The organism is Marinobacter litoralis (assembly GCF_003336705.1).
GTDB classification, from domain to species: Bacteria; Pseudomonadota; Gammaproteobacteria; order Pseudomonadales; family Oleiphilaceae; genus Marinobacter; species Marinobacter litoralis.
Genome location: NZ_QMDL01000003.1, coordinates 464,250 through 483,254, shown reverse-complemented (window position 1 = coordinate 483,254; position 19,005 = coordinate 464,250). Strand labels below are relative to the sequence as shown.

General features: G+C 54.4%; 17 protein-coding genes. 1 reads left to right on the top strand and 16 read right to left on the bottom strand.

Features of this window, described 5'->3' with window-relative positions:
- Positions 1-136 precede the first annotated feature (136 nt).
- The 16 genes from DOQ08_RS11895 to DOQ08_RS11820 form a co-directional block, all read right to left on the bottom strand.
- Complete coding sequence (locus tag DOQ08_RS11895; protein WP_114335143.1) at positions 137-559, bottom strand: F0F1 ATP synthase subunit epsilon; 423 nt, start codon at positions 557-559, stop codon at positions 137-139.
- Between the two features lie 37 nt (positions 560-596).
- On the bottom strand, positions 597-1,991 hold the full coding sequence (gene atpD / locus DOQ08_RS11890) for a F0F1 ATP synthase subunit beta (RefSeq protein ID WP_114335141.1): 1,395 nt from the start codon (positions 1,989-1,991) through the stop codon (positions 597-599).
- A gap of 54 nt (positions 1,992-2,045) precedes the next feature.
- On the bottom strand, positions 2,046-2,906 hold the full coding sequence (gene atpG / locus DOQ08_RS11885; protein ID WP_114335139.1) for a F0F1 ATP synthase subunit gamma: 861 nt from the start codon (positions 2,904-2,906) through the stop codon (positions 2,046-2,048).
- A gap of 70 nt (positions 2,907-2,976) precedes the next feature.
- Entirely contained in the window at positions 2,977-4,521 is a 1,545-nt protein-coding gene (atpA, locus tag DOQ08_RS11880; protein ID WP_114335137.1) for a F0F1 ATP synthase subunit alpha, read from the bottom strand.
- 28 nt (positions 4,522-4,549) lie between these two features.
- A complete protein-coding gene (locus DOQ08_RS11875; RefSeq protein ID WP_114335136.1) occupies positions 4,550-5,086 on the bottom strand; it encodes a F0F1 ATP synthase subunit delta in 537 nt (178 codons plus the stop codon).
- A 12-nt stretch (positions 5,087-5,098) separates the two neighbouring features.
- On the bottom strand, positions 5,099-5,569 hold the full coding sequence (locus tag DOQ08_RS11870; RefSeq protein ID WP_114335134.1) for a F0F1 ATP synthase subunit B: 471 nt from the start codon (positions 5,567-5,569) through the stop codon (positions 5,099-5,101).
- Between the two features lie 88 nt (positions 5,570-5,657).
- A complete protein-coding gene (gene atpE / locus DOQ08_RS11865; protein ID WP_014423137.1) occupies positions 5,658-5,885 on the bottom strand; it encodes a F0F1 ATP synthase subunit C in 228 nt (75 codons plus the stop codon).
- A gap of 54 nt (positions 5,886-5,939) precedes the next feature.
- The gene (atpB, locus tag DOQ08_RS11860) at positions 5,940-6,809 is read right to left on the bottom strand and encodes a F0F1 ATP synthase subunit A (RefSeq protein WP_114335132.1); all 870 of its coding nucleotides are present in this window, start codon (positions 6,807-6,809) and stop codon (positions 5,940-5,942) included.
- 15 nt (positions 6,810-6,824) lie between these two features.
- A complete protein-coding gene (locus DOQ08_RS11855) occupies positions 6,825-7,217 on the bottom strand; it encodes an ATP synthase subunit I (protein WP_227537632.1) in 393 nt (130 codons plus the stop codon).
- A 215-nt stretch (positions 7,218-7,432) separates the two neighbouring features.
- Positions 7,433-8,314 carry a ParB/RepB/Spo0J family partition protein gene (locus DOQ08_RS11850; protein ID WP_114335130.1) on the bottom strand — a complete coding sequence of 294 codons (882 nt, stop codon included), beginning with the start codon at positions 8,312-8,314 and terminating at the stop codon, positions 7,433-7,435.
- Positions 8,315-8,374: 60 nt separating this feature from the next.
- Entirely contained in the window at positions 8,375-9,169 is a 795-nt protein-coding gene (locus DOQ08_RS11845; protein WP_114335128.1) for a ParA family protein, read from the bottom strand.
- Positions 9,170-9,192: 23 nt separating this feature from the next.
- Entirely contained in the window at positions 9,193-9,837 is a 645-nt protein-coding gene (rsmG, locus tag DOQ08_RS11840; RefSeq protein WP_114335127.1) for a 16S rRNA (guanine(527)-N(7))-methyltransferase RsmG, read from the bottom strand.
- 10 nt (positions 9,838-9,847) lie between these two features.
- Positions 9,848-11,734 (bottom strand): tRNA uridine-5-carboxymethylaminomethyl(34) synthesis enzyme MnmG, encoded by a 1,887-nt coding sequence (gene mnmG / locus DOQ08_RS11835; protein ID WP_114335125.1) that lies wholly within the window; start codon positions 11,732-11,734, stop codon positions 9,848-9,850.
- Positions 11,735-12,126: 392 nt separating this feature from the next.
- On the bottom strand, positions 12,127-15,243 hold the full coding sequence (locus DOQ08_RS11830) for an efflux RND transporter permease subunit (protein WP_114335124.1): 3,117 nt from the start codon (positions 15,241-15,243) through the stop codon (positions 12,127-12,129).
- Positions 15,244-15,246: 3 nt separating this feature from the next.
- Positions 15,247-16,338, bottom strand: a complete 1,092-nt coding sequence (locus tag DOQ08_RS11825) for an efflux RND transporter periplasmic adaptor subunit (protein WP_114335123.1) — start codon at positions 16,336-16,338, stop codon at positions 15,247-15,249.
- A 23-nt stretch (positions 16,339-16,361) separates the two neighbouring features.
- A complete protein-coding gene (locus DOQ08_RS11820) occupies positions 16,362-16,874 on the bottom strand; it encodes a DUF3833 domain-containing protein (RefSeq protein ID WP_114335498.1) in 513 nt (170 codons plus the stop codon).
- Between the two features lie 293 nt (positions 16,875-17,167).
- Here DOQ08_RS11820 and DOQ08_RS11815 point away from each other — a divergent pair, with 293 nt between their 5' ends.
- Complete coding sequence (locus DOQ08_RS11815) at positions 17,168-18,988, top strand: acyl-CoA dehydrogenase C-terminal domain-containing protein (RefSeq protein WP_114335121.1); 1,821 nt, start codon at positions 17,168-17,170, stop codon at positions 18,986-18,988.
- Positions 18,989-19,005: the final 17 nt, after the last annotated feature.

Sequence of the window (19,005 nt, the reverse complement as noted above, 5' to 3'; positions counted from 1 at the left end):
CAAATTCGTTGGTCATCTCATAATAAAAAACCGCACCCCGATGCAAGGCCTCCGGTTTCCTTTCGGAATACCAGCGGCCGCCACCTGCGGATGCGGTTCACTGTCAGGCCTGTCCGGGCACTGACGCAAGCACTGCTTATCGCAGGTTCTTGCGCAGTTTCTGGATAGTGCGCAGCTGAGCAGCGGCTTCTGCCAGCTCTGCTGCGGCCCGGGAGTATTCAAACTCGCCTGATTTGTTTGCCAGTGCCTTCTCGGCTTCCTTCTGGGCTTCCAGAGCTGCAGCTTCGTCTACATCTTTTGCACGAACTGCAGAGTCGGCCATCAGGGTTACGAGGTTAGGCTGTACTTCGATGTACCCACCGGATACGTACAGAATTTCCTCGGCGCCACCCTGTTTGATGATCCGCACTGCGCCCGGCTTGAGCGCAGACAGTAGCGGAGCATGGCCAAACTGAATACCAAGCTCACCCTCGGTACCGGTGGCGATTAACATCTCCACCAGACCAGAGTAGATTTTCTCTTCGGCACTTACGACGTCACAATGTACGGTCATAGCCATTTCTTACGCCTCTTGCGTCTGAAAGTGAAGAAAGGTGTTACTTACCTTCCTTCGCCTTCATTGCCTTAGCTTTCTCAATTGCTTCTTCGATGCCGCCGCACATGTAGAACGCCTGCTCTGGCATGTCATCGTAGTCGCCGTTAAGAATTCCTTCGAAGCTGGCGATGGTCTCTTTCAGAGACACGTACTTACCGGGGGAACCGGTGAATACTTCAGCAACGTGGAAAGGCTGAGACAGGAAACGCTCAATCTTACGCGCGCGGGATACGATTAGCTTGTCGTCTTCTGACAGCTCGTCCATACCCAGGATGGCGATGATGTCTTTCAGTTCTTTGTAACGCTGAAGAACGTTCTGAACACCACGAGCAACGTTGTAGTGCTGCTCACCAATCACCAGCGGATCCAACTGACGGGACGTGGAGTCAAGCGGGTCGATCGCAGGGTAGATACCCTTGGAAGCGATGTCACGGCTCAGTACCACGGTCGCGTCAAGGTGCGAGAAGGTGGTGGCTGGGGATGGGTCAGTCAGGTCATCCGCAGGTACGTATACCGCTTGGATAGAAGTGATAGAACCATCTTTAGTGGAGGTAATACGCTCCTGCAGCTCACCCATTTCCTGGGCCAGAGTCGGCTGGTAACCTACCGCTGAAGGCATACGGCCCAGCAGTGCAGATACCTCAGTACCGGCCAAGGTGTAACGGTAGATGTTGTCTACGAACAACAGTACGTCACGGCCTTCGTCACGGAACTTCTCAGCCATAGTCAGGCCGGTCAGTGCTACACGCAGACGGTTTCCTGGGGGCTCGTTCATCTGGCCGTAGACCATCGCTACTTTATCAAGAACGTTAGAGTCCTTCATTTCGTAGTAGAAGTCGTTACCTTCACGAGTCCGCTCACCAACACCTGCGAATACGGAGAGACCGGAGTGCTCTTTCGCGATGTTGTTGATCAGTTCCATCATGTTAACGGTCTTACCAACACCGGCACCACCAAACAGACCAACTTTACCACCCTTGGCGAACGGGCAGATCAGGTCGATAACCTTGATGCCTGTTTCCAGCAGGTCGGCAGAGGCTGACTGGTCAGCATAACCCGGTGCTTTACGGTGAATGCCCCAACGCTCTTCTTCACCGATCGGACCCTGTTCGTCGATAGGACGACCCAGAACATCCATAATCCGGCCCAGAGTTTTTGTACCAACAGGTACAGAAATCGGCTTGCCGGTGTTTTCTGCTTTAAGGCCACGTTTCAGGCCTTCGGTGCTGCCCATTGCGATGGTACGTACAATACCGTCACCCAGCTGCTGCTGGACTTCCAGTGTTGTTTCGCCACCTTCAAGCAGCAGTGCGTCGTAAACGCGTGGCACGGAGTCACGTGGGAATTCCACGTCGATAACCGCGCCAATGATCTGAACGATGTGTCCGCTACTCATGCTCGGTTCCTCGTTATCTAGTAGTCAATAAAACCAGTAGGTTAGTGAGCGCGATCAAACAGATGCTGCGCCGCTCACGATCTCCGAAATCTCTTGTGTGATCGCTGCCTGACGGGCCTTGTTATAGGCCAACTGGAGCTCATCAATGATGCCACCAGCGTTGTCAGTTGCGCTCTTCATAGCGATCATCCGGGCGGCCTGTTCACAGGCCAGATTCTCTACCACACCCTGATACACCTGGGATTCGATATAACGTGGCATCAACCCGTCAAGAATCGGACGTGAGTCCGGCTCGTAGATGTAATCCCACTGGCGACCGATGTCGTCACCTGAACCTTCCGGCAGAGGCAGAAGCTGCTCTGACTTCGGGCTTTGCGTCATGGTGTTCACGAATTCGTTGCTGATCAGGAACAGGCGATCAATCTTGCCTTCCTCGAACGCATTCAGCATTACCTTAACGCTGCCAATCAGCTGTTCCGCACTTGGGCTATCACCCATGTGGGTCAGAGCTGCCACCACATTTCCGCCGTAGCTGCGGAAAAAGGAGGCGGCTTTCTGGCCGATGGCACAGATATCGGTCTCAATACCTTTTTCTTTCCATTCACGCATTTCGCGCACGAGCAGTTTGAACGCGTTCGTGTTCAAGCCACCACACAGGCCACGGTCTGAGGAAACTACAATGTAGCCTACCCGCTTGACCTCACGCTCTTGCATGAACGGATGACGGTAATCTTTATTGGACTTGGCAATATGTCCGATTACCTGACGCATCTTTTCCGCATACGGGCGAGTCGCCTGCATACGGTCTTGAGCTTTACGCATTTTACTTGCCGCCACCATTTCCATGGCGGAAGTGATCTTCTGCGTGCTCTTGATGCTTCCGATCTGGTTACGTATTTCTTTTCCGACGGCCATAAGTCACTGCCTTTTCAAGTTAGACACTCAAAGGGACCAGCAGGCCCGCTTATCTGCGGGCCCAATGGATTTACCAGCTCTGAGTGGTCTTGAATTTCTCCAGAGCAGCTTTCAGGCCGGCAGCGATGTCGTCGTTGAACTTACCATCAGGACCGATTTGGTCGAGCAATTCTTTCTGCTCGGCACGCATCCAGTCCAGAAGTTGTGCTTCAAAGTTCACAACCTTGTCTACGTCAACATCGTCAAGGAAGCCTTCGTTCGCTGCGAACAGCACAGTACCCATTTCAGCCACAGTCATCGGGCTGTACTGGTTCTGCTTCATCAGCTCGGTTACGCGCTGACCATGCTCAAGCTGCTTACGGGTCGCTTCGTCAAGATCAGAAGCGAACTGAGCAAATGCTGCCAGTTCACGGTACTGAGCCAGAGCCAGACGGATGCTACCGCCAAGCTTCTTCATGATCTTGGTCTGAGCTGCACCACCTACCCGCGATACCGAGATACCTGCGTTCATCGCAGGACGGATACCGGAGTTAAACAGGTTGGTTTCCAGGAAGATCTGACCGTCGGTGATGGAGATCACGTTGGTCGGAACGAACGCAGAAACGTCACCAGCCTGGGTTTCGATGATTGGCAGCGCGGTCAAGGAACCGGTCTTACCTTTCACTTCGCCGTTGGTCAGCTTTTCAACTTCTTCAGCGTTGATGCGAGAAGCACGCTCCAGCAGACGGGAGTGCAGGTAGAAAACGTCACCCGGGTATGCTTCACGTCCTGGTGGACGACGCAGCAACAGGGAAATCTGACGGTAAGCAACAGCTTGCTTGGACAGATCATCGTATACGATCAGAGCGTCTTCACCGCGGTCGCGGAAGAATTCACCCATTGAAGTACCGGAGTATGGAGCCAAGAACTGCATAGCTGCAGGATCGGCTGCACCAGCGGCAACGATGATGGTGTGGTCCATAGCGCCGTGCTCTTCGAGCTTACGCACAACCGCAGCGATGGATGACTGCTTCTGACCAACCGCAACGTAGATACACTTAATGCCAGTGTTCTTCTGGTTGATGATCGCGTCGATCGCAACAGCGGTCTTACCGATCTGACGGTCACCGATGATCAGCTCACGCTGACCACGGCCGATTGGAACCATGGTGTCGATCGCTTTCAGACCAGTCTGAACCGGCTCGTCAACGGACTGACGAGCGATAACGCCCGGTGCAACCTTCTCAACAGGAGACGTCTGAGTGTTGCCCAGCTCGCCCTTGCCATCGATCGGGTTACCCAGACCGTCTACTACACGGCCCAGCAGTTCGTTACCAACAGGTACTTCCAGGATACGACCGGTACAACGAACTTTCTGACCTTCGGCCAGATCTTCGTAGTCGCCCAGAACAACCGCACCAACAGAATCACGCTCAAGGTTCAGCGCCATGCCGTATGTGCCGTTGGCAAATTCAATCATCTCGCCGTACATAACGTCGGCCAGACCGTGAATCAGTACGATACCGTCAGAAACGGAAAGGATCGTACCTTCGTTCTTTGCTTCGGAAGAGATATCGAGCTTCTCGATTCTCTTCTTGATGATGTCACTGATCTCGGATGGATTCAGTTGCTGCATGCCTTTGTCCTCAAACCTTGTGCTGAAATCAGGAGCCCAGAGCCTTGGCCATTTTGGCCAGCTTGCCACGGACTGAAGCGTCGATAACCAGGTCGCCTGAGCGTACTACCACGCCGCCGATCAGAGACTGATCCACTGCGGTTTCAAGCTCAACCTTGCGCTCCAGCTTTCTGGACAATGCGTCGATCAGTTTCTGCTGCTCGTCGCCCGACAGTTCGAATGCGGTATCGATTGTCAGCTTAACGGATCGCTCAAGATCTGCACGATACAGGGCGAATAACGCAGAAACTTCTGGCAACAGGGCCAGACGCTTGTTTTCAGCAAGAATCAACAGGAAGTTTCTGAGTGCTTCAGGCAGCGGCTCTTCAAAACAATCTGCGAAGAGTTCCGCCTTGCGTTGCTCAGACAGGCCAGGATTGGCCAGGATGTTCACTACCTCTTGGTCAGCCGCAACCTGAGCTGCGAAAGACAGAGCCTGATCCCACTGATCAACGGCGTTCTGGTCCTGCGCGGCTTTAAAAACGGCTTTCGCGTAGGGTCGGGCTAACGTAGTCAGTTCTGCCATGATGACCCTCTATTAGAGTTCTGCGGCCAGCTTTTCCAGCATCTCGCTGTGAGCTTTGCCGTCGACAGAGGTTTCCAGAATCTTCTCGGCACCGGCAACAGCCAAAGCTGCTACTTCATTTCTCAGTGCGTCGCGAGCCTGAACACGCTCCTGTTGAATTTCTGCCCTTGCCTGTTCAATAAGCTTTTCGCCTTCTTTGCGAGCGTCGTCCTTGGAGGCTTCGACGATCTGGGCGGCACGCTTGTTGGCTTGGTCAATCAGGGCTGCAGCTTCTTCTTTCGCTGTGCGCAGTTCGTTCGCAGCTTTCTCTTGAGCAAGCTCAAGGTCCAGTGATGCACGGTCTGCGGCGGAAAGGCCGTCTGCAATTTTCTTCTGGCGCGCTTCCATGGCTGCCGTGATCGGCGGCCATACGAACTTGACGCAGAACCAGACGAAAATAGCGAAGGCAATTGATTGCCCTATCAACGTAAGGTTTATATTCACGGCAATATACCTCTTGCTATTCGTTGCGTCCTGGTTTCCGGAAATTGGGCGCGGTGACTTGCACCAACGCCCTCAATTCGCGGGCTTATTAACCAGCAACAACGAAGATCAGGTACATCGCGATACCAACACCGATCATGGGAACGGCGTCAAGCAGACCCGCCATGATGAATGCTTTAGTTTGCAGCTGGTTAGCCATTTCTGGCTGACGAGCAGTAGATTCAAGCAGTTTGCCGCCCAGCAGACCGAAACCGATACCGGCGCCCAAAGCACCCAGACCGATGATCAACGCAGCTGCGATAAATACCATTTCCATTGAGAACTCCTCAGTTTTTTCAGATAGTTAAGGGTTTGTGTATTTAAGGGTAAATCAGTGATCTTCGTGCGCTGCACTGAGATAAACCACAGTCAGCACGGTAAAAATAAAGGCCTGAAGCGGGATAACCAGAATGTGGAAAATAGCCCAGGGTACGTTCAACGTCCACTGAACCCACAACGGCAACAAGGCAATCAGGATAAACACAACTTCACCGGCGTACATGTTACCGAACAAACGCAGTGCCAGACTGATTGGCTTGATGATCAAAGCCAGAATCTCGAGCATCAGGTTAACCGGAACCATGGACCAATGGTTGAACGGGTTAAAGGCCAGTTCCTTGGTGAAGCCACCTACGCCTTTCACTTTGAAGCTGTAGAACAAGATCAGCAGGAACACGCCAAACGACATACCAAAGGTGGCGTTCGGATCGGTGGTCGGTACGATCTTGAAGTATTCCAAGCCCATGGCGTGCGCCACATACGGAATGAAATCCACAGGAATCAGCTTCAGAAGGTTCATCAGGAAGATCCAGACGAAAATCGTCAGTGCCAAGGGCGCAATCAGAGGGTTTTTGCCGTGGAATACGTCACGAACAAGCCCTTGAATAAACTCGAAGCACACCTCTACCAGGTTTTGTAAGCCGCTCGGCACGCCTTCGGTTACCCGGGAGGCGGCAAAACGGAACAAGCCCAAGAATAGAAGGCCCATTGCGAGGGACCAACCCAGGGTATCCACGTGGATCGCCATGAAACCCATGTCGGCTGCTTCCTGAGCCGTTCTTGCGAACGTCCAGGTTGCCTCCTCCACGATCGAGCCGTCAGCACGAACGTAAGGTTCACCATTTTCCAATGGTTGAAGCTTGCCATAGGTAAGGTTGGTTAGGTGGTGTTTTATATACTCTACTGGGGTATCAGCTGCCATACTGCTCTCGTCCAGTCATCGCTGTGGTTGCGGCCGGATGAGCCAGCGTAATGCCGTACCCAACACAACCATCACAGCAAAAGTGAATAACAGAGCCGGTACATGTACTGGCTCCATTAAAGTGAAAACGGCCGCAAAAAATATCGCGGTGAGGGCGAGCTTGATGCTCTCAGCCCTAAACATATTCCCTACCGCCACATGAATTTGGCGGGCGCCCTGATACCGAAAGGTTCGATGGGCAAAATACGCGTTTGGTATGACAAAAATAAGACCGCCGATAAATGCGGAATAACCAGCCAAACGACTTTCGGTTAACCATAACAAGCTAAGAATGATCAATGTGGCCATCTCAATGGTCAGCCACTTTGCCAGCGGCACGTACGTGATGGCTTTCCTGTAACGGGTCATATCACCTACTGTCATTCCAAGCGCGCGGAATTATATGTGTTAACCGGTAGCTGTTCAACTGAGTCGCCGGGAAAATTCGGGTATTTTTTGAACAGCGCAATGCGTTCAACGCTTCAATTTCACACAAGTTGTGGTCTGCAACCTATTGCATAACCACATCTGGTGTTTGGCATGCATACTAGGCCTTTCGTACGATGTCGCGAAATTTGCCGGTGTTAGCGAATATGGCCCAGGATTCCATCGAGCTCATCCAGTGACGTGTACTCGATCACCAGTTTTCCCTTGCCGCGCTTGCCATGAGCAATAGAGACACGGGCACCCAAACGCTCAGACAGGTCGTCTTGCAGGGCGCGAATGTTGGGATCAAGCGCTTTCTTCTCTTCGCCCTTTTCTTCAGGGGATTCCTGCTGCAGTCGGCGAACCAACGCTTCGGTCTGACGAACCGAAAGAGATTTTGCCACGACTTGCCGCGCCACTTGCATCTGCTGTTCTGGCGGCAACGTCAGCATGGCCCGGCCATGCCCCATTTCGAGATCACCGTGCTCCAGCATGGTACGTACGTCTTCGGTTAAACCGATCAAGCGAAGCAGGTTGGTAATGGTGGTACGGGACTTTCCCACAGCTTCGGCTACTTGCGCCTGAGTCAGACCAAACTCGTCTTGCAAGCGCTGCAGGGCAAAGGCTTCTTCTATAGGATTCAGGTTTTCACGCTGAATGTTTTCAATCAGCGCCATGGCAATGGCGGCTTCATCCGGTACGTCGCGGATGATGGCGGGGATGCTGTCGAGCTCGGCCAACTGAGTGGCGCGCCAACGACGCTCGCCAGCAATCAGCTCATAGCGACCATCGGCGATGGGGCGAACAACAACCGGCTGCATGACACCCTGTTGGCGAATGGAATCCGCCAACTCCTGCAGCGCAGCGGGATCCATATCACGCCGGGGCTGGTAACGCCCACGCTGAATGAGATCAACAGGTATATCCTGCATCTCGCCGTCGCGTTTTGCGCTGTCGCTGCCCTGATTGAGGTTCACTTTGGAACCCTGTAACAGAGCTCCTAAACCACGTTCGCCCAAGCCTCGCTTCTTCGCCGCCATGGTAGTAGTCATTCTTCCTAGTGAAATAATGGATGCATGGTTGCCTGACGGCGAACTATGTTACACCGCAACGGCGCTGGATGTCTTTTTTGTTCCGTGCCTACGGACCATCTCACCGGCCATTGCCAGATAGGCAATAGCGCCTTTAGACGCTTTGTCGTAATTCAGTGCTGGCATGCCGTAGCTTGGCGCTTCTGCCAAACGCACGTTGCGGGGAATGACCGCCCGATAGACCTTATCGCCGAAATATTCCCGTAGCTGGCCGGATACATCGAGCGTCAGGCTATTGCGCGGATCGTACATGGTACGAAGGATACCTTCCATTTCCAGCTGAGGATTCACGGTTTCCTTAATCTGTTCCACGGTGTTCATCAAAGCCGCCAGCCCTTCCAGGGCATAGTATTCACACTGCATGGGAATCAACACGGAATCGGCAGCAGACAGTGAGTTCACGGTTAGCAGGTTCAAGGAGGGCGGGCAATCAATCAGAATGTAATCGTAATTATCCCGCACGTCACTCAACGCTAAACGCAGCCGGTGTTCACGGCCAATCTCGTTCATCAGCTCAACTTCGGCGGCTGTCAGGTCACCGTTACCCGGCAGCAAATCAAAACCGGCCGGATCGGTTTTCACCATGACTTCTGCAGCCGTTGCCCGCTTGGTCAGCAAATCGTAGCCAGACAGCTCTAGGGCATTTTTATCCACACCACTGCCCATGGTGGCGTTACCTTGTGGATCCATATCGACCAGCAATACCCGGCGCTTGATAGCAACCAGCGAAGCAGCAAGATTGACGCAGGTGGTGGTTTTACCCACACCGCCTTTTTGATTGGTCACTGCAATCACGCGCGTCATGCTTTGCCTCCTGCTGTTGCGGATTACCGGGATGATGGATGCCGGGTGACGATCAACAAATGTCGTTCACCATCTGCACCAGGCACTTTTAGAGAATGGTTGGATTCTACCTGCCAACGGCTTGGAAGGGCAGCCACTTCATCATCCGGATACAGCCCCTTCATAGCAAGGAACTCACCATCTTCCGCCAAAAGTTGTTCACACCAGGTCACCAGATTCTCTAAAGCGGTAAACGCCCGACTGCTGATCTGGCGAAACGGCTGCTCGGGTTGGCAATCTTCGGCACGGCCGTGAATAACATCCACATTTTTTAAACCCAACTCCAACACACACTGGTTCAGGAACCGGGTTTTCTTGCCGTTGCTGTCCAGAAGGGTAAAGCGTTTGTCCGGAAACGCAATGGCCAGTGGTATGCCGGGCATGCCGCCGCCGGCACCTACGTCGAGCAGGTGCTCAGTCGTTACCCAAGGCATGATGCTCAGGCTGTCCAGTAGCTGGCGCGACACCATAACCCGTTCATCACGAACCGCAGTCAGGTTGTAGGCCTTGTTCCATTTGTTCAGCAGAGCGAGAAAAGCCAGCAACTGTTGTTGCTGGCCATCGCTCAAGGAAAGCTGCATCTCCGCCAGCCCGTCTTGGAGCTGGCTTTGCCATTGTGGATAAGTCATAGGTTCTGGATCAGGCGCTTTGCTTGCGGAGAAGGTCCCGCTTTTTCAGGTGAACGAGGATCTGGCTGATCGCGGCCGGGGTCACACCCTGGATGCGAGAAGCCTGAGCGACCGTTTCCGGGCGCACTTCCTTCAGCTTTTGTTTGATCTCGTTGGACAAACCGCCGATCACGTCGTAATCGAGGTCTACCGGCAACCGGGTGTTCTCGTTTTTACGCAAGCGCTCGATTTCGTCTGCCTGACGGGAAATGTAGCCTTCGTACTTCACTTCGATTTCCACTTGCTCGGCCACGACAGGGTCTTCCGCGCGATCACCGCCAATATCAGCAATGTGCTGGTACACGATTTCGGGGCGACGCAGCAGCTCTGCCAGTGACTGATCACGGGTCATCGGCTGCTTGAGGAAACCGTTGGCGCGTTCGCCGGCTTCGGTGTTCGGGTGAATACGGGTTTCTTCCAAACGACGGCGCTCATTGACGATGGCTTCGCTCTTTTCACAGAATTTCTGCCAGCGTTCGTCATCCACCAGACCCAGCTTGCGACCGGTTTCGGTTAAGCGCAGATCGGCGTTGTCTTCACGCAGAATCAAGCGGTATTCGGCACGGCTGGTGAACATGCGGTAGGGCTCACTGGTGCCCATGGTGATCAGGTCGTCAACCAATACACCCAGATACGCTTCGTCCCGGCGCGGATACCATTCGTCTTTCTCTTGGGCACGCAATGAGGCGTTGATACCTGCCAACAGCCCCTGCGCACCGGCTTCTTCATAGCCGGTGGTGCCGTTGATCTGACCGGCAAAATACAGACCCTGGATAAACTTGGTTTCCAACGTGTGGCGAAGATCCTGAGGGTTCAGGTAATCGTACTCGATGGCATAGCCCGGGCGCAGAATGTGGGCGTTTTCGAAGCCGGGAATGGATTGCACGGCTTTGAGCTGAATATCGAACGGCAAGCTGGTGGAAATACCGTTGGGGTATAGCTCGTTGGTGGTCAAACCTTCGGGCTCAACAAAGATCTGGTGCGAATCTTTGTCGGCGAAGCGATTAACCTTGTCTTCAATCGACGGACAGTAACGGGGCCCTACGCCTTCAATATTGCCCGCGAACATGGGCGAGCGGTCGAAGCCACTGCGGATGATGTCGTGGGTTTCTTCGGTGGTCCGGGTTACATAGCAACAGATCTGCTCCGGATGCTCATCGCGGCTACCAATAAATGACATGACCGGTGCCGGGGTATCGCCCCACTGCTCCTGCATAACCGAGAAATCCACAGTGCGCGCATCGATACGCGGCGGCGTACCGGTTTTCAGGCGGCCTACATTGAAAGGCAGTTCCCGCAGGCGCTTGGCCAAGGCATTGGCTGGTGCATCGCCCGCGCGGCCACCGGCATGGTTCTGCATACCGATGTGGATAACTCCACCCAGGAAAGTGCCGGTGGTGAGTACAACGGTTTTGGCGTTAAAACGGATACCGGTTTGGGTAACCACGCCCACCACCTGATCGTTTTCCACAATCAGATCATCGGCGGCTTGCTGGAACAGCGTTAGGTTGGGCTGATTTTCCAGCGTGTGGCGAATCGCCGCCTTGTACAGAATCCGGTCTGCCTGAGCGCGTGTCGCACGAACCGCCGGGCCCTTTCGAGCATTCAATACTCGAAATTGGATACCGGACTGGTCGGTGGCTCTGGCCATGGCGCCACCCAGAGCGTCGATTTCTTTTACCAAATGGCTCTTACCAATGCCGCCAATGGCCGGGTTACAGGACATCTGCCCCAAGGTTTCAATGTTGTGGGTCAGCAACAGGGTTGCTGAACCCATGCGCGCGGCCGCCAGAGCGGCTTCAGTACCGGCATGGCCACCACCAATGACTATGACATCGAAACGGGTCGGAAAATCCACACTACACCTCGGGAATCGGGGGATAAAATCAGGTGCGGGAGTATACCGCTTCATCGAGGAGATTGCAGTCAGAATGTGCAATTTTTAACCAGATTACGGGTAATCACAAATCATTCAAGAGCGAGCAACTAAAAACATTACATGGAGTCATGTTTTTGGTTGCTCGGGAAAACTGAAATCCACGGATTTTCAGTGGTTTGTGATCAGCTCCTGACAAGTTCTTAAAGTTTTTATCCACAGAAAAAATGCTCTAAACAAGCTGTTCAAAAACACCTTAAGCAACTAATAAATAACAACTTTATCATTAATATCCAAAAATCTTCCCGAACTTATCAAACAATTTATCCACAACTCTGTAGTCGTAACGGGCCGGGCGCGATTGATTATGCGGCTCAAAGCTGGCCTGAATCCTCAACCGGCCCCGCGGACAGCCGCTCCAGCTCTTTTTCCACAGCATTGGAGGACTTTGCATATCGGGCCAACAAGTTATACAGAACCGGGATAATAAACAGCGTTAACGTGGTCGCGAAGATCAGCCCCCCGAGAATCACCACACCAATCGCAGCGCGACTTTCCGCCCCGGCACCGGTTGCAATCACTAAGGGCACCGCACCGAAGACTGTGGATATCGTAGTCATCAACACCGGCCGGAAACGGAGAATGGCACCTTCGAGAATGGCATCACGGACTTCGTACCCTTGGTCCCGGAGCTGGTTGGCAAACTCAACAATGAGTATTCCGTTCTTCGCCATCAACCCTAGCAACATGATGATGCCGATCTGACTATAGATGTTCAGGCTGATGCCCGACCAAGCCAACGCCAGCAAGGCGCCGGTGACAGCCAAGGGCACAGACAACATGATGATCAACGGATGAATCCAGCTTTCGAATTGTGCCGCCAGCACCAAAAAGACAATCACAAACGCCAAGGCAAAGGTGACCAAGATGGCGGATGATGATTCCTCGAACTCTCGGGACAAGCCTCGAAACGACACTCGCGCTTCCGGCGGCAAGTTATCCACAGCCAAATTGTTCAGATAGTTGAGCGCAGAGCCCAAGTCGTAGCCGTCGGCCAGCGAGGCACTGATGACCACTGCCGGTAGTCGGTCAATGCGCTTGAGATCCGGGTTAGCACCAATTTCATCCACAGACACCAAGGCTTTTAACGGGATCAACTGCCCCCCTGCCCTCGGTCGCATAAAAATCTGCTCCAGATCATCCGGAGTCGCGCGTTGCGCATCGTCCGCCTGAACAATCACATCGTATTCCTGGCCGCGATCCATGTAGGTGGTGACTTGGCGCGAGGCGAGCATGGTTTGTAGCGTCAGGCCAACGTCTTCTACCGTTATGTCGAGATCCGCCGCCCGATCCCGGTCGATATTGACCCGCAATTCCGGGCGGGTCAGCTCGAAGTCGCTGTCTACGTTCAACAGGTTCGGGTTTTCCTTGGCCCGCTCAACGATTTCTTCACTCCAGGCTTGTACCGATGCGTAATCCGGGCCTGCCACCACGAATTCCACAGGCTGACTGAAACCGCGCTGACCCAGGCCCGGCGGGTTAATTACATTGATACGAACGCCGGAAATGTCTGCAAGTTTTTGTCGTATATCCGAAGTTACCGCCTGCTGCTTCACGGTTCTTTGGTCCCAGGGGGCCAGCCCCATGATCATGAAGGCATTGTCTTCTTCGTTACGAAAACCAACGATCGATAACAGGCGCTCTGCCGTATCGTCATCCAGGTATTCGAGCAACTCTTGTTCAGCTTGTTGAACAAAATGATCGGTAAACTCCACGGTGGAACCCCGCGGCGCTCCAACCGGCATGATGATCACACCGCGATCTTCAGTCGGTGCCAATTCCTGTGGAAGATTTGGATAGATCGCCGCAGCCATGACCAGGCCGGCCACCCCTAACCCCAACAACAAGCCGGATTGGCTCAAGGAAAACCTCAGTGCTTTTTCGTAGCCGCGGGTCAGGCCATTCAATACCTTTTCACTGAATGCCCACAGACGATGCCCTTCTTCTGTTTCGGGGCTGTGTCTGAGCCATTTGGAACACAACATTGGGGCCAGCGTAAGAGCCACCAGACTAGACACAATCACCGCCGCCGCCAGGGTAAAACCGAATTCCGCAAACAGCCGCCCGATGTTGCCGCCCATAAACGAAATCGGCACGAAAACCGCCACCAAGGTCAACGTGGTGGCTATCACCGCAAAGGCGACCTGCTTGGCTCCGTGGTAGGCCGCCAGCAACGGCGGTTCGCCCTCATCAATGCGCCGTTGGATGTTTTCCAGCATCACGATGGCATCGTCCACCACGAGGCCAATCGCCAGAATCACCGCCAGCAGTGTCAGCACGTTGATAGAGAAACCCAGAAAACCCAAACCGATAAAGGCCCCAATAACCGCAACCGGTATAGTCACCGCGGGTATCAAGGTGGCGCGCCAGGAGCGCAGAAACAGGAAAATGACCAATATCACCAGCGACACAGAGATCGCCAGCGTAATCAGCACTTCTTTGATGGAGGCGCGGATGAAGATGGATTCGTCATAGCTTTCGGCAATCGTCACCTCGGGAGGCAAGGTTTCACGAATCGACTCCAACTCGGCTTTCACGGCGTCGGAAACAGCCACCGTATTCGCTTTCGACTGGCGAATGATGCCCATGCCGATGGCCGTCCGCCCACTGGCCCGAAGCCGGCCGACATCGGATTCCACGCCCATGTGTACGTTGGCAACTTCTCCCAAACGCAAAAGATCGTTGCCATCTCGGCGCACCACCAGATTACGGAACTCGTCCACTGTGGATAACCGGCCTTCCGCACGTACGGTGAAATTTCGGGTGGCTGAATCCACCGACCCGGCCGGCAATTCCACGTTATTGGCGCGAAGCGCCTGCTCTACTTCGGCGACGGTAATGTTTCGTGCCGCCAGCTTTTCCCGATCCAGCCACACCCGGATGGCGTAACGGCGTTCGCCGCCAATACGTACATCGGCGACCCCGTCCAGCACTGAAAAGCGATCGCTCAGTACCCGGTCGGCGAAATCGCTGAGTTCGGCTGCGTCCCAAACGTCGCTGGTCAAAGTTACCCACATCATGGGTCGCGCGTCGGAGTCGGCCTTCCTGACCACAGGGGGGTCAGCTTCATCTGGCAGGCGGTTCAGGATGCGCGACACTGCATCCCGCACATCGTTAGCGGCAATATCAATGTTTCGGGAGGTGTTGAATTCAATGTTAGTGCGAGACTCGCCCTGCTCGGTGGAGGATTCAATCGATCGAATACCTTCAATTCCACTGATGCTGCCTTCAATCACCTGCGTGATTTGGCTATCCACTACCTCGGCAGCAGCACCGGTGTATTCGGTTGAAACCGACACCACGGGTGGGTCAATGTCCGGATACTCCCGCACCGGCAAGCCGAACAGCGCCGAGAGTCCAAAAACAACGATTAACAGGCTGAGAACGGTGGCGAACACCGGTCGCTTGATGGAAATATCGGACAGCACCATAGATCAGGACTCCCGAACCGATTCAAACCGGTTTTCGGGAATCGAGCGGTCAGATTCAAGCACCCGAATGCGGTTGCCTGAACTCAGCCGATCTTGTCCGGTGACCACGACCGCGTCTTCGGGACTCAACCCTTCTTTGATTTCCACCCACCCCGGCATGCGATTGCCAATCTGAACCGACACCCGGCGGGCAAGGCCGTCTTCTGCCAAGAACACGTATTTCTCGTCACCCCGCACCATCACAGCCTGTTCCGGCACCACCAGCGCTTCGCGCTCCTGCAGCGTCAGTGACGCGGACATAAACTGCCCAGGTCGCAGCTGGCCATCGGGGTTGTCGATCAGCGCGCGCACCGCCAAGGTTCGGCTTAATTCACTGATGCGGGTAGCCAGTTCCACCAACTGGCCTTCAAATAATTGGTCGGGAAACGCCGGTGACACTGCGGTGACCGGCTGGCCAAGCTCAACTTGGCCGACAAACCGCTCCGGTACTGAAAAGTTCAACTCAAGCTGGCCGCTGGAATCGAGGGTGGTAATGCTGGTTCCGGCTTGCAGAAAGGCACCGGGGCTGATGTCGGATAGCCCGATCACGCCCGCGAACGGCGCTTCGATGCGGTGGTTTTCCAAGCGAACTTTGGCGGCTTCCAGCTCCGCCTCGGCAACCGCCACGGAGGTTTGCAGTTCGTCAACCTGAGACTGGGACACACTGTTGTTGGATCGCAGGCTTCGAGCCCTGTTGTACTGGCGACGGGCATCAGAAAGGCGGGCTTTTAATACCGCCAAATCGGCACGGGCCTGTCGGTCGTCGAGGCGAAGAAGCACATCTCCCTGTTGAACCGGCTGGCCGGGTTTCAGGTTCAGCTCGACCACCCGACCGCTGGTTTCCGTCGTCAACTCAACAGAGTCCGTAGGCCGCAGACTGGCGACCGAAGAAATCCGGTCTCGGATCTGTCGCAGTTCCGGTTGGCTGACGTTGACTGTTGTCGCCTCAACCGGCCGATTTTGTCCGTCGGCATCCGGAAGCTGGCTGAAATAAACCCCCGCTGCCACCAGCACTATGACGATAACTCCCAGTCCTACCAACCACTGCTTCCACATGAATCTCGACAACCTGTCCGTTATTAATTTGACGGGGCAAACCCCGCTCCTTTTTTCTGAATCACCAGCACCACTTCGCCAACTTTAACCCCCCACTTCGTCATCGTGGTCTGATTAATGAGAGTATCCGGCGTAATCAAGTACATCCAATCGTCCATCCGCACATCGATCGTGCCATCCCCATAGGCGACTCTGAGCAGGTAATTCATATGCAAGGCGTTGCCCTGCCAACGCATAGTGCCAGGCTCAACAACGTCTCCAGCATCCGCATTGTAGCTGTTGCCATCCGGCGTTAGAGTCCAGACCCGAGTCTGAACTTCACCGTCACTGAAACGAAATACCTCGTCCAACGTGCCCGTGCCATCGACATCCCAGGTCGCAACTATGTCGGCATCGAAGGTACGAATCACCTCACCGGAAAAGTTCTTGACCACTCCTCGGGCGGAAAGTTCGCCATTAAAAAACACCTTTGGAACCAACACAGGCTCTGCATTCTGGTGAGCATCCAGAGAGGGTCCGGCACACCCTCCAAGCATCACGACCACCAACAGTATAAGACCTGACTGGCGCAAGCTACGGGACTTTCGGGAAACCCAACGACTTTGCATGATATTTACACTCCCTCGCTACAAATAATGATGAACGGCTCAATCATTTACGGCCGCAAAGGTCTGCTCGATCACGCCAAAAACCTCATCGTCATTTCAGCCAATTGTCCAAACTGACAGTGCGCACGGGGCTTTTCGTCAATGGCAGCATTCTTTCAATGCCGTACAACTAAAAGCATCAGGGTCGTTGAGCCCTCTAATGCACACGGGAAGGATTGGATATGCCTCAGTACAAAGCCCCCCTGCGGGATATGAAGTTTCTGATGAACGACGTGTTCGATTATCCACGTCATTACGCGGGTTTGAGTTCAGGCGAGAACGCCACTCCGGATATTGTTGAAGCGATATTGAATGAGTGCGGCCGGTTCTGTGAAGAAGAGCTGAGCCCGTTGTACCAGATCGGTGACGAAGAAGGCTGTAAGCTGGAAAACGGCGAAGTAACCACACCCAAAGGATTCAAAGAAGCCTACAACCAGTACGTGATGGGCGGCTGGCAGGGTCTGTCGGCCCCGGAAGAATTCGGTGGTCAGGGCCTGCCTGCCTCCATGGGCTTGTTCAAACAGGAAATGATGGGTACCGCCAACTGGTCGTTCGCCATGTACCCCGGCTTGTCGCTGGGCGCGATGAACACCATCTACCTGCATGGCAGTGAAGAACAGAAGCAAACCTACCTGGTTCCGCTCACGGAAGGCCGTTGGGGCGGCACCATGTGTTTGACCGAGCCTCAGTGCGGTACCGATCTTGGCCAGGTGAAAACCAAAGCCGAGCCTCAGAAAGACGGTTCCTACAAGCTTACTGGCACCAAGATCTTTATCTCATCCGGTGATCACGATCTGACCGAAAACATTGTCCACATCGTGCTGGCCCGCCTGCCGGGCGCACCAGCTGGTACCCGCGGCATCAGCCTGTTCATCGTTCCGAAGTTCCTGCCCACCGAAGACGGCGGCGTGGGTGAACGCAACGGCGTGAACTGTGGCAGCCTTGAAAAGAAAATGGGCATCAAAGCTTCCGCCACCTGCGTGATGAACTTTGACGACGCTACCGGTTACCTGATCGGCCCTGAGAACGAAGGTCTGGAGTGCATGTTCACCTTCATGAACACCGCTCGTATCGGTACCGCCATCCAGGGCGTTGGCCCGGCCGAACTGTCTTACCAGTGGGCGCTGGAGTATGCCAAAGACCGTCGCTCGATGCGTGCGCTATCTGGTAAGAAAGAACCGGATCAGGTGGCTGACAGCCTGATTCACCATGCCGATGTTCGCCGTATGCTGCTTACCCAAAAAGCCATCGCCGAAGGTGGTCGCGCCATGCTGTACTACGCAGCCAAAACCGCAGACCACATGGTTGAAGCACATACAACCAATGACGAAAAAGCGGTGAAAAAGCACGACGACAAGTTGGGCTTCCTGACCCCTATCCTGAAAGGCTTCCTGACCGAACTGGGCAACGAAGCGGCAAACCTGGGTATGCAGGTGTTTGGTGGCCACGGTTACATCCGTGAGCACGGCATGGAGCAGATCGCTCGGGATACCCGGATCGCCACGCTGTATGAAGGCACCACCGGTATTCAGGCACTGGACTTGCTGGGCCGTAAAGTGTTGTTGATGACCCAGGGTGGCGCGGTACGTGAGTTCACCCTGAAGGTTGCGAACTTCGCTCGTAAGCACCTGACCAACCGCACGCTACGCCCGATGGCCGTAGAACTGCTGAAGCTGACCGCCCAATGGAACCTGCTGACGGTTCGCGTGATGCTTTCCGCTCGCAAAGACCGGGATGTGGTCAGTGCAGCGGCTTACGACTTCCTGATGTACAGCGGTTATGTGTCGATGGCGTACATGTGGTTGCGTCAGGCCGCGGTGGCGACTGACAAGCTGGAGAATGGCGGCGACGAATCAGAAGCCTTCTACCAGACCAAGATCAGCACTGCCGAGTTCTACTACGAGCGTCTGTTGCCCCGTGCTCAAAGCCATGCCACCAGCATGCTGAGCCCGACCCGTAACCTGATGCAGATCGAAGCCGAAAATTTGGCCTTTACCGGATAACTCTCCCGGTAACCTCT

What these genes read in the sequence shown, in the direction of transcription:
- DOQ08_RS11850 (WP_114335130.1), bottom strand. Translation starts at nt 8,314, where the DNA reads ATGGCGGCGAAGAAGCGAGGCTTGGGCGAACGTGGTTTAGGAGCTCTG.
- DOQ08_RS11820 (WP_114335498.1), bottom strand. Translation starts at nt 16,874, where the DNA reads ATGCTTGGAGGGTGTGCCGGACCCTCTCTGGATGCTCACCAGAATGCA.
- DOQ08_RS11830 (WP_114335124.1), bottom strand. Translation starts at nt 15,243, where the DNA reads ATGGTGCTGTCCGATATTTCCATCAAGCGACCGGTGTTCGCCACCGTT.
- DOQ08_RS11855 (WP_227537632.1), bottom strand. Translation starts at nt 7,217, where the DNA reads ATGACCCGTTACAGGAAAGCCATCACGTACGTGCCGCTGGCAAAGTGG.
- atpE (WP_014423137.1), bottom strand. Translation starts at nt 5,885, where the DNA reads ATGGAAATGGTATTTATCGCAGCTGCGTTGATCATCGGTCTGGGTGCT.
- DOQ08_RS11875 (WP_114335136.1), bottom strand. Translation starts at nt 5,086, where the DNA reads ATGGCAGAACTGACTACGTTAGCCCGACCCTACGCGAAAGCCGTTTTT.
- DOQ08_RS11815 (WP_114335121.1), top strand. Translation starts at nt 17,168, where the DNA reads ATGCCTCAGTACAAAGCCCCCCTGCGGGATATGAAGTTTCTGATGAAC.
- atpB (WP_114335132.1), bottom strand. Translation starts at nt 6,809, where the DNA reads ATGGCAGCTGATACCCCAGTAGAGTATATAAAACACCACCTAACCAAC.
- atpD (WP_114335141.1), bottom strand. Translation starts at nt 1,991, where the DNA reads ATGAGTAGCGGACACATCGTTCAGATCATTGGCGCGGTTATCGACGTG.
- atpG (WP_114335139.1), bottom strand. Translation starts at nt 2,906, where the DNA reads ATGGCCGTCGGAAAAGAAATACGTAACCAGATCGGAAGCATCAAGAGC.
- atpA (WP_114335137.1), bottom strand. Translation starts at nt 4,521, where the DNA reads ATGCAGCAACTGAATCCATCCGAGATCAGTGACATCATCAAGAAGAGA.
- DOQ08_RS11845 (WP_114335128.1), bottom strand. Translation starts at nt 9,169, where the DNA reads ATGACGCGCGTGATTGCAGTGACCAATCAAAAAGGCGGTGTGGGTAAA.
- DOQ08_RS11825 (WP_114335123.1), bottom strand. Translation starts at nt 16,338, where the DNA reads ATGTGGAAGCAGTGGTTGGTAGGACTGGGAGTTATCGTCATAGTGCTG.
- rsmG (WP_114335127.1), bottom strand. Translation starts at nt 9,837, where the DNA reads ATGACTTATCCACAATGGCAAAGCCAGCTCCAAGACGGGCTGGCGGAG.
- DOQ08_RS11895 (WP_114335143.1), bottom strand. Translation starts at nt 559, where the DNA reads ATGGCTATGACCGTACATTGTGACGTCGTAAGTGCCGAAGAGAAAATC.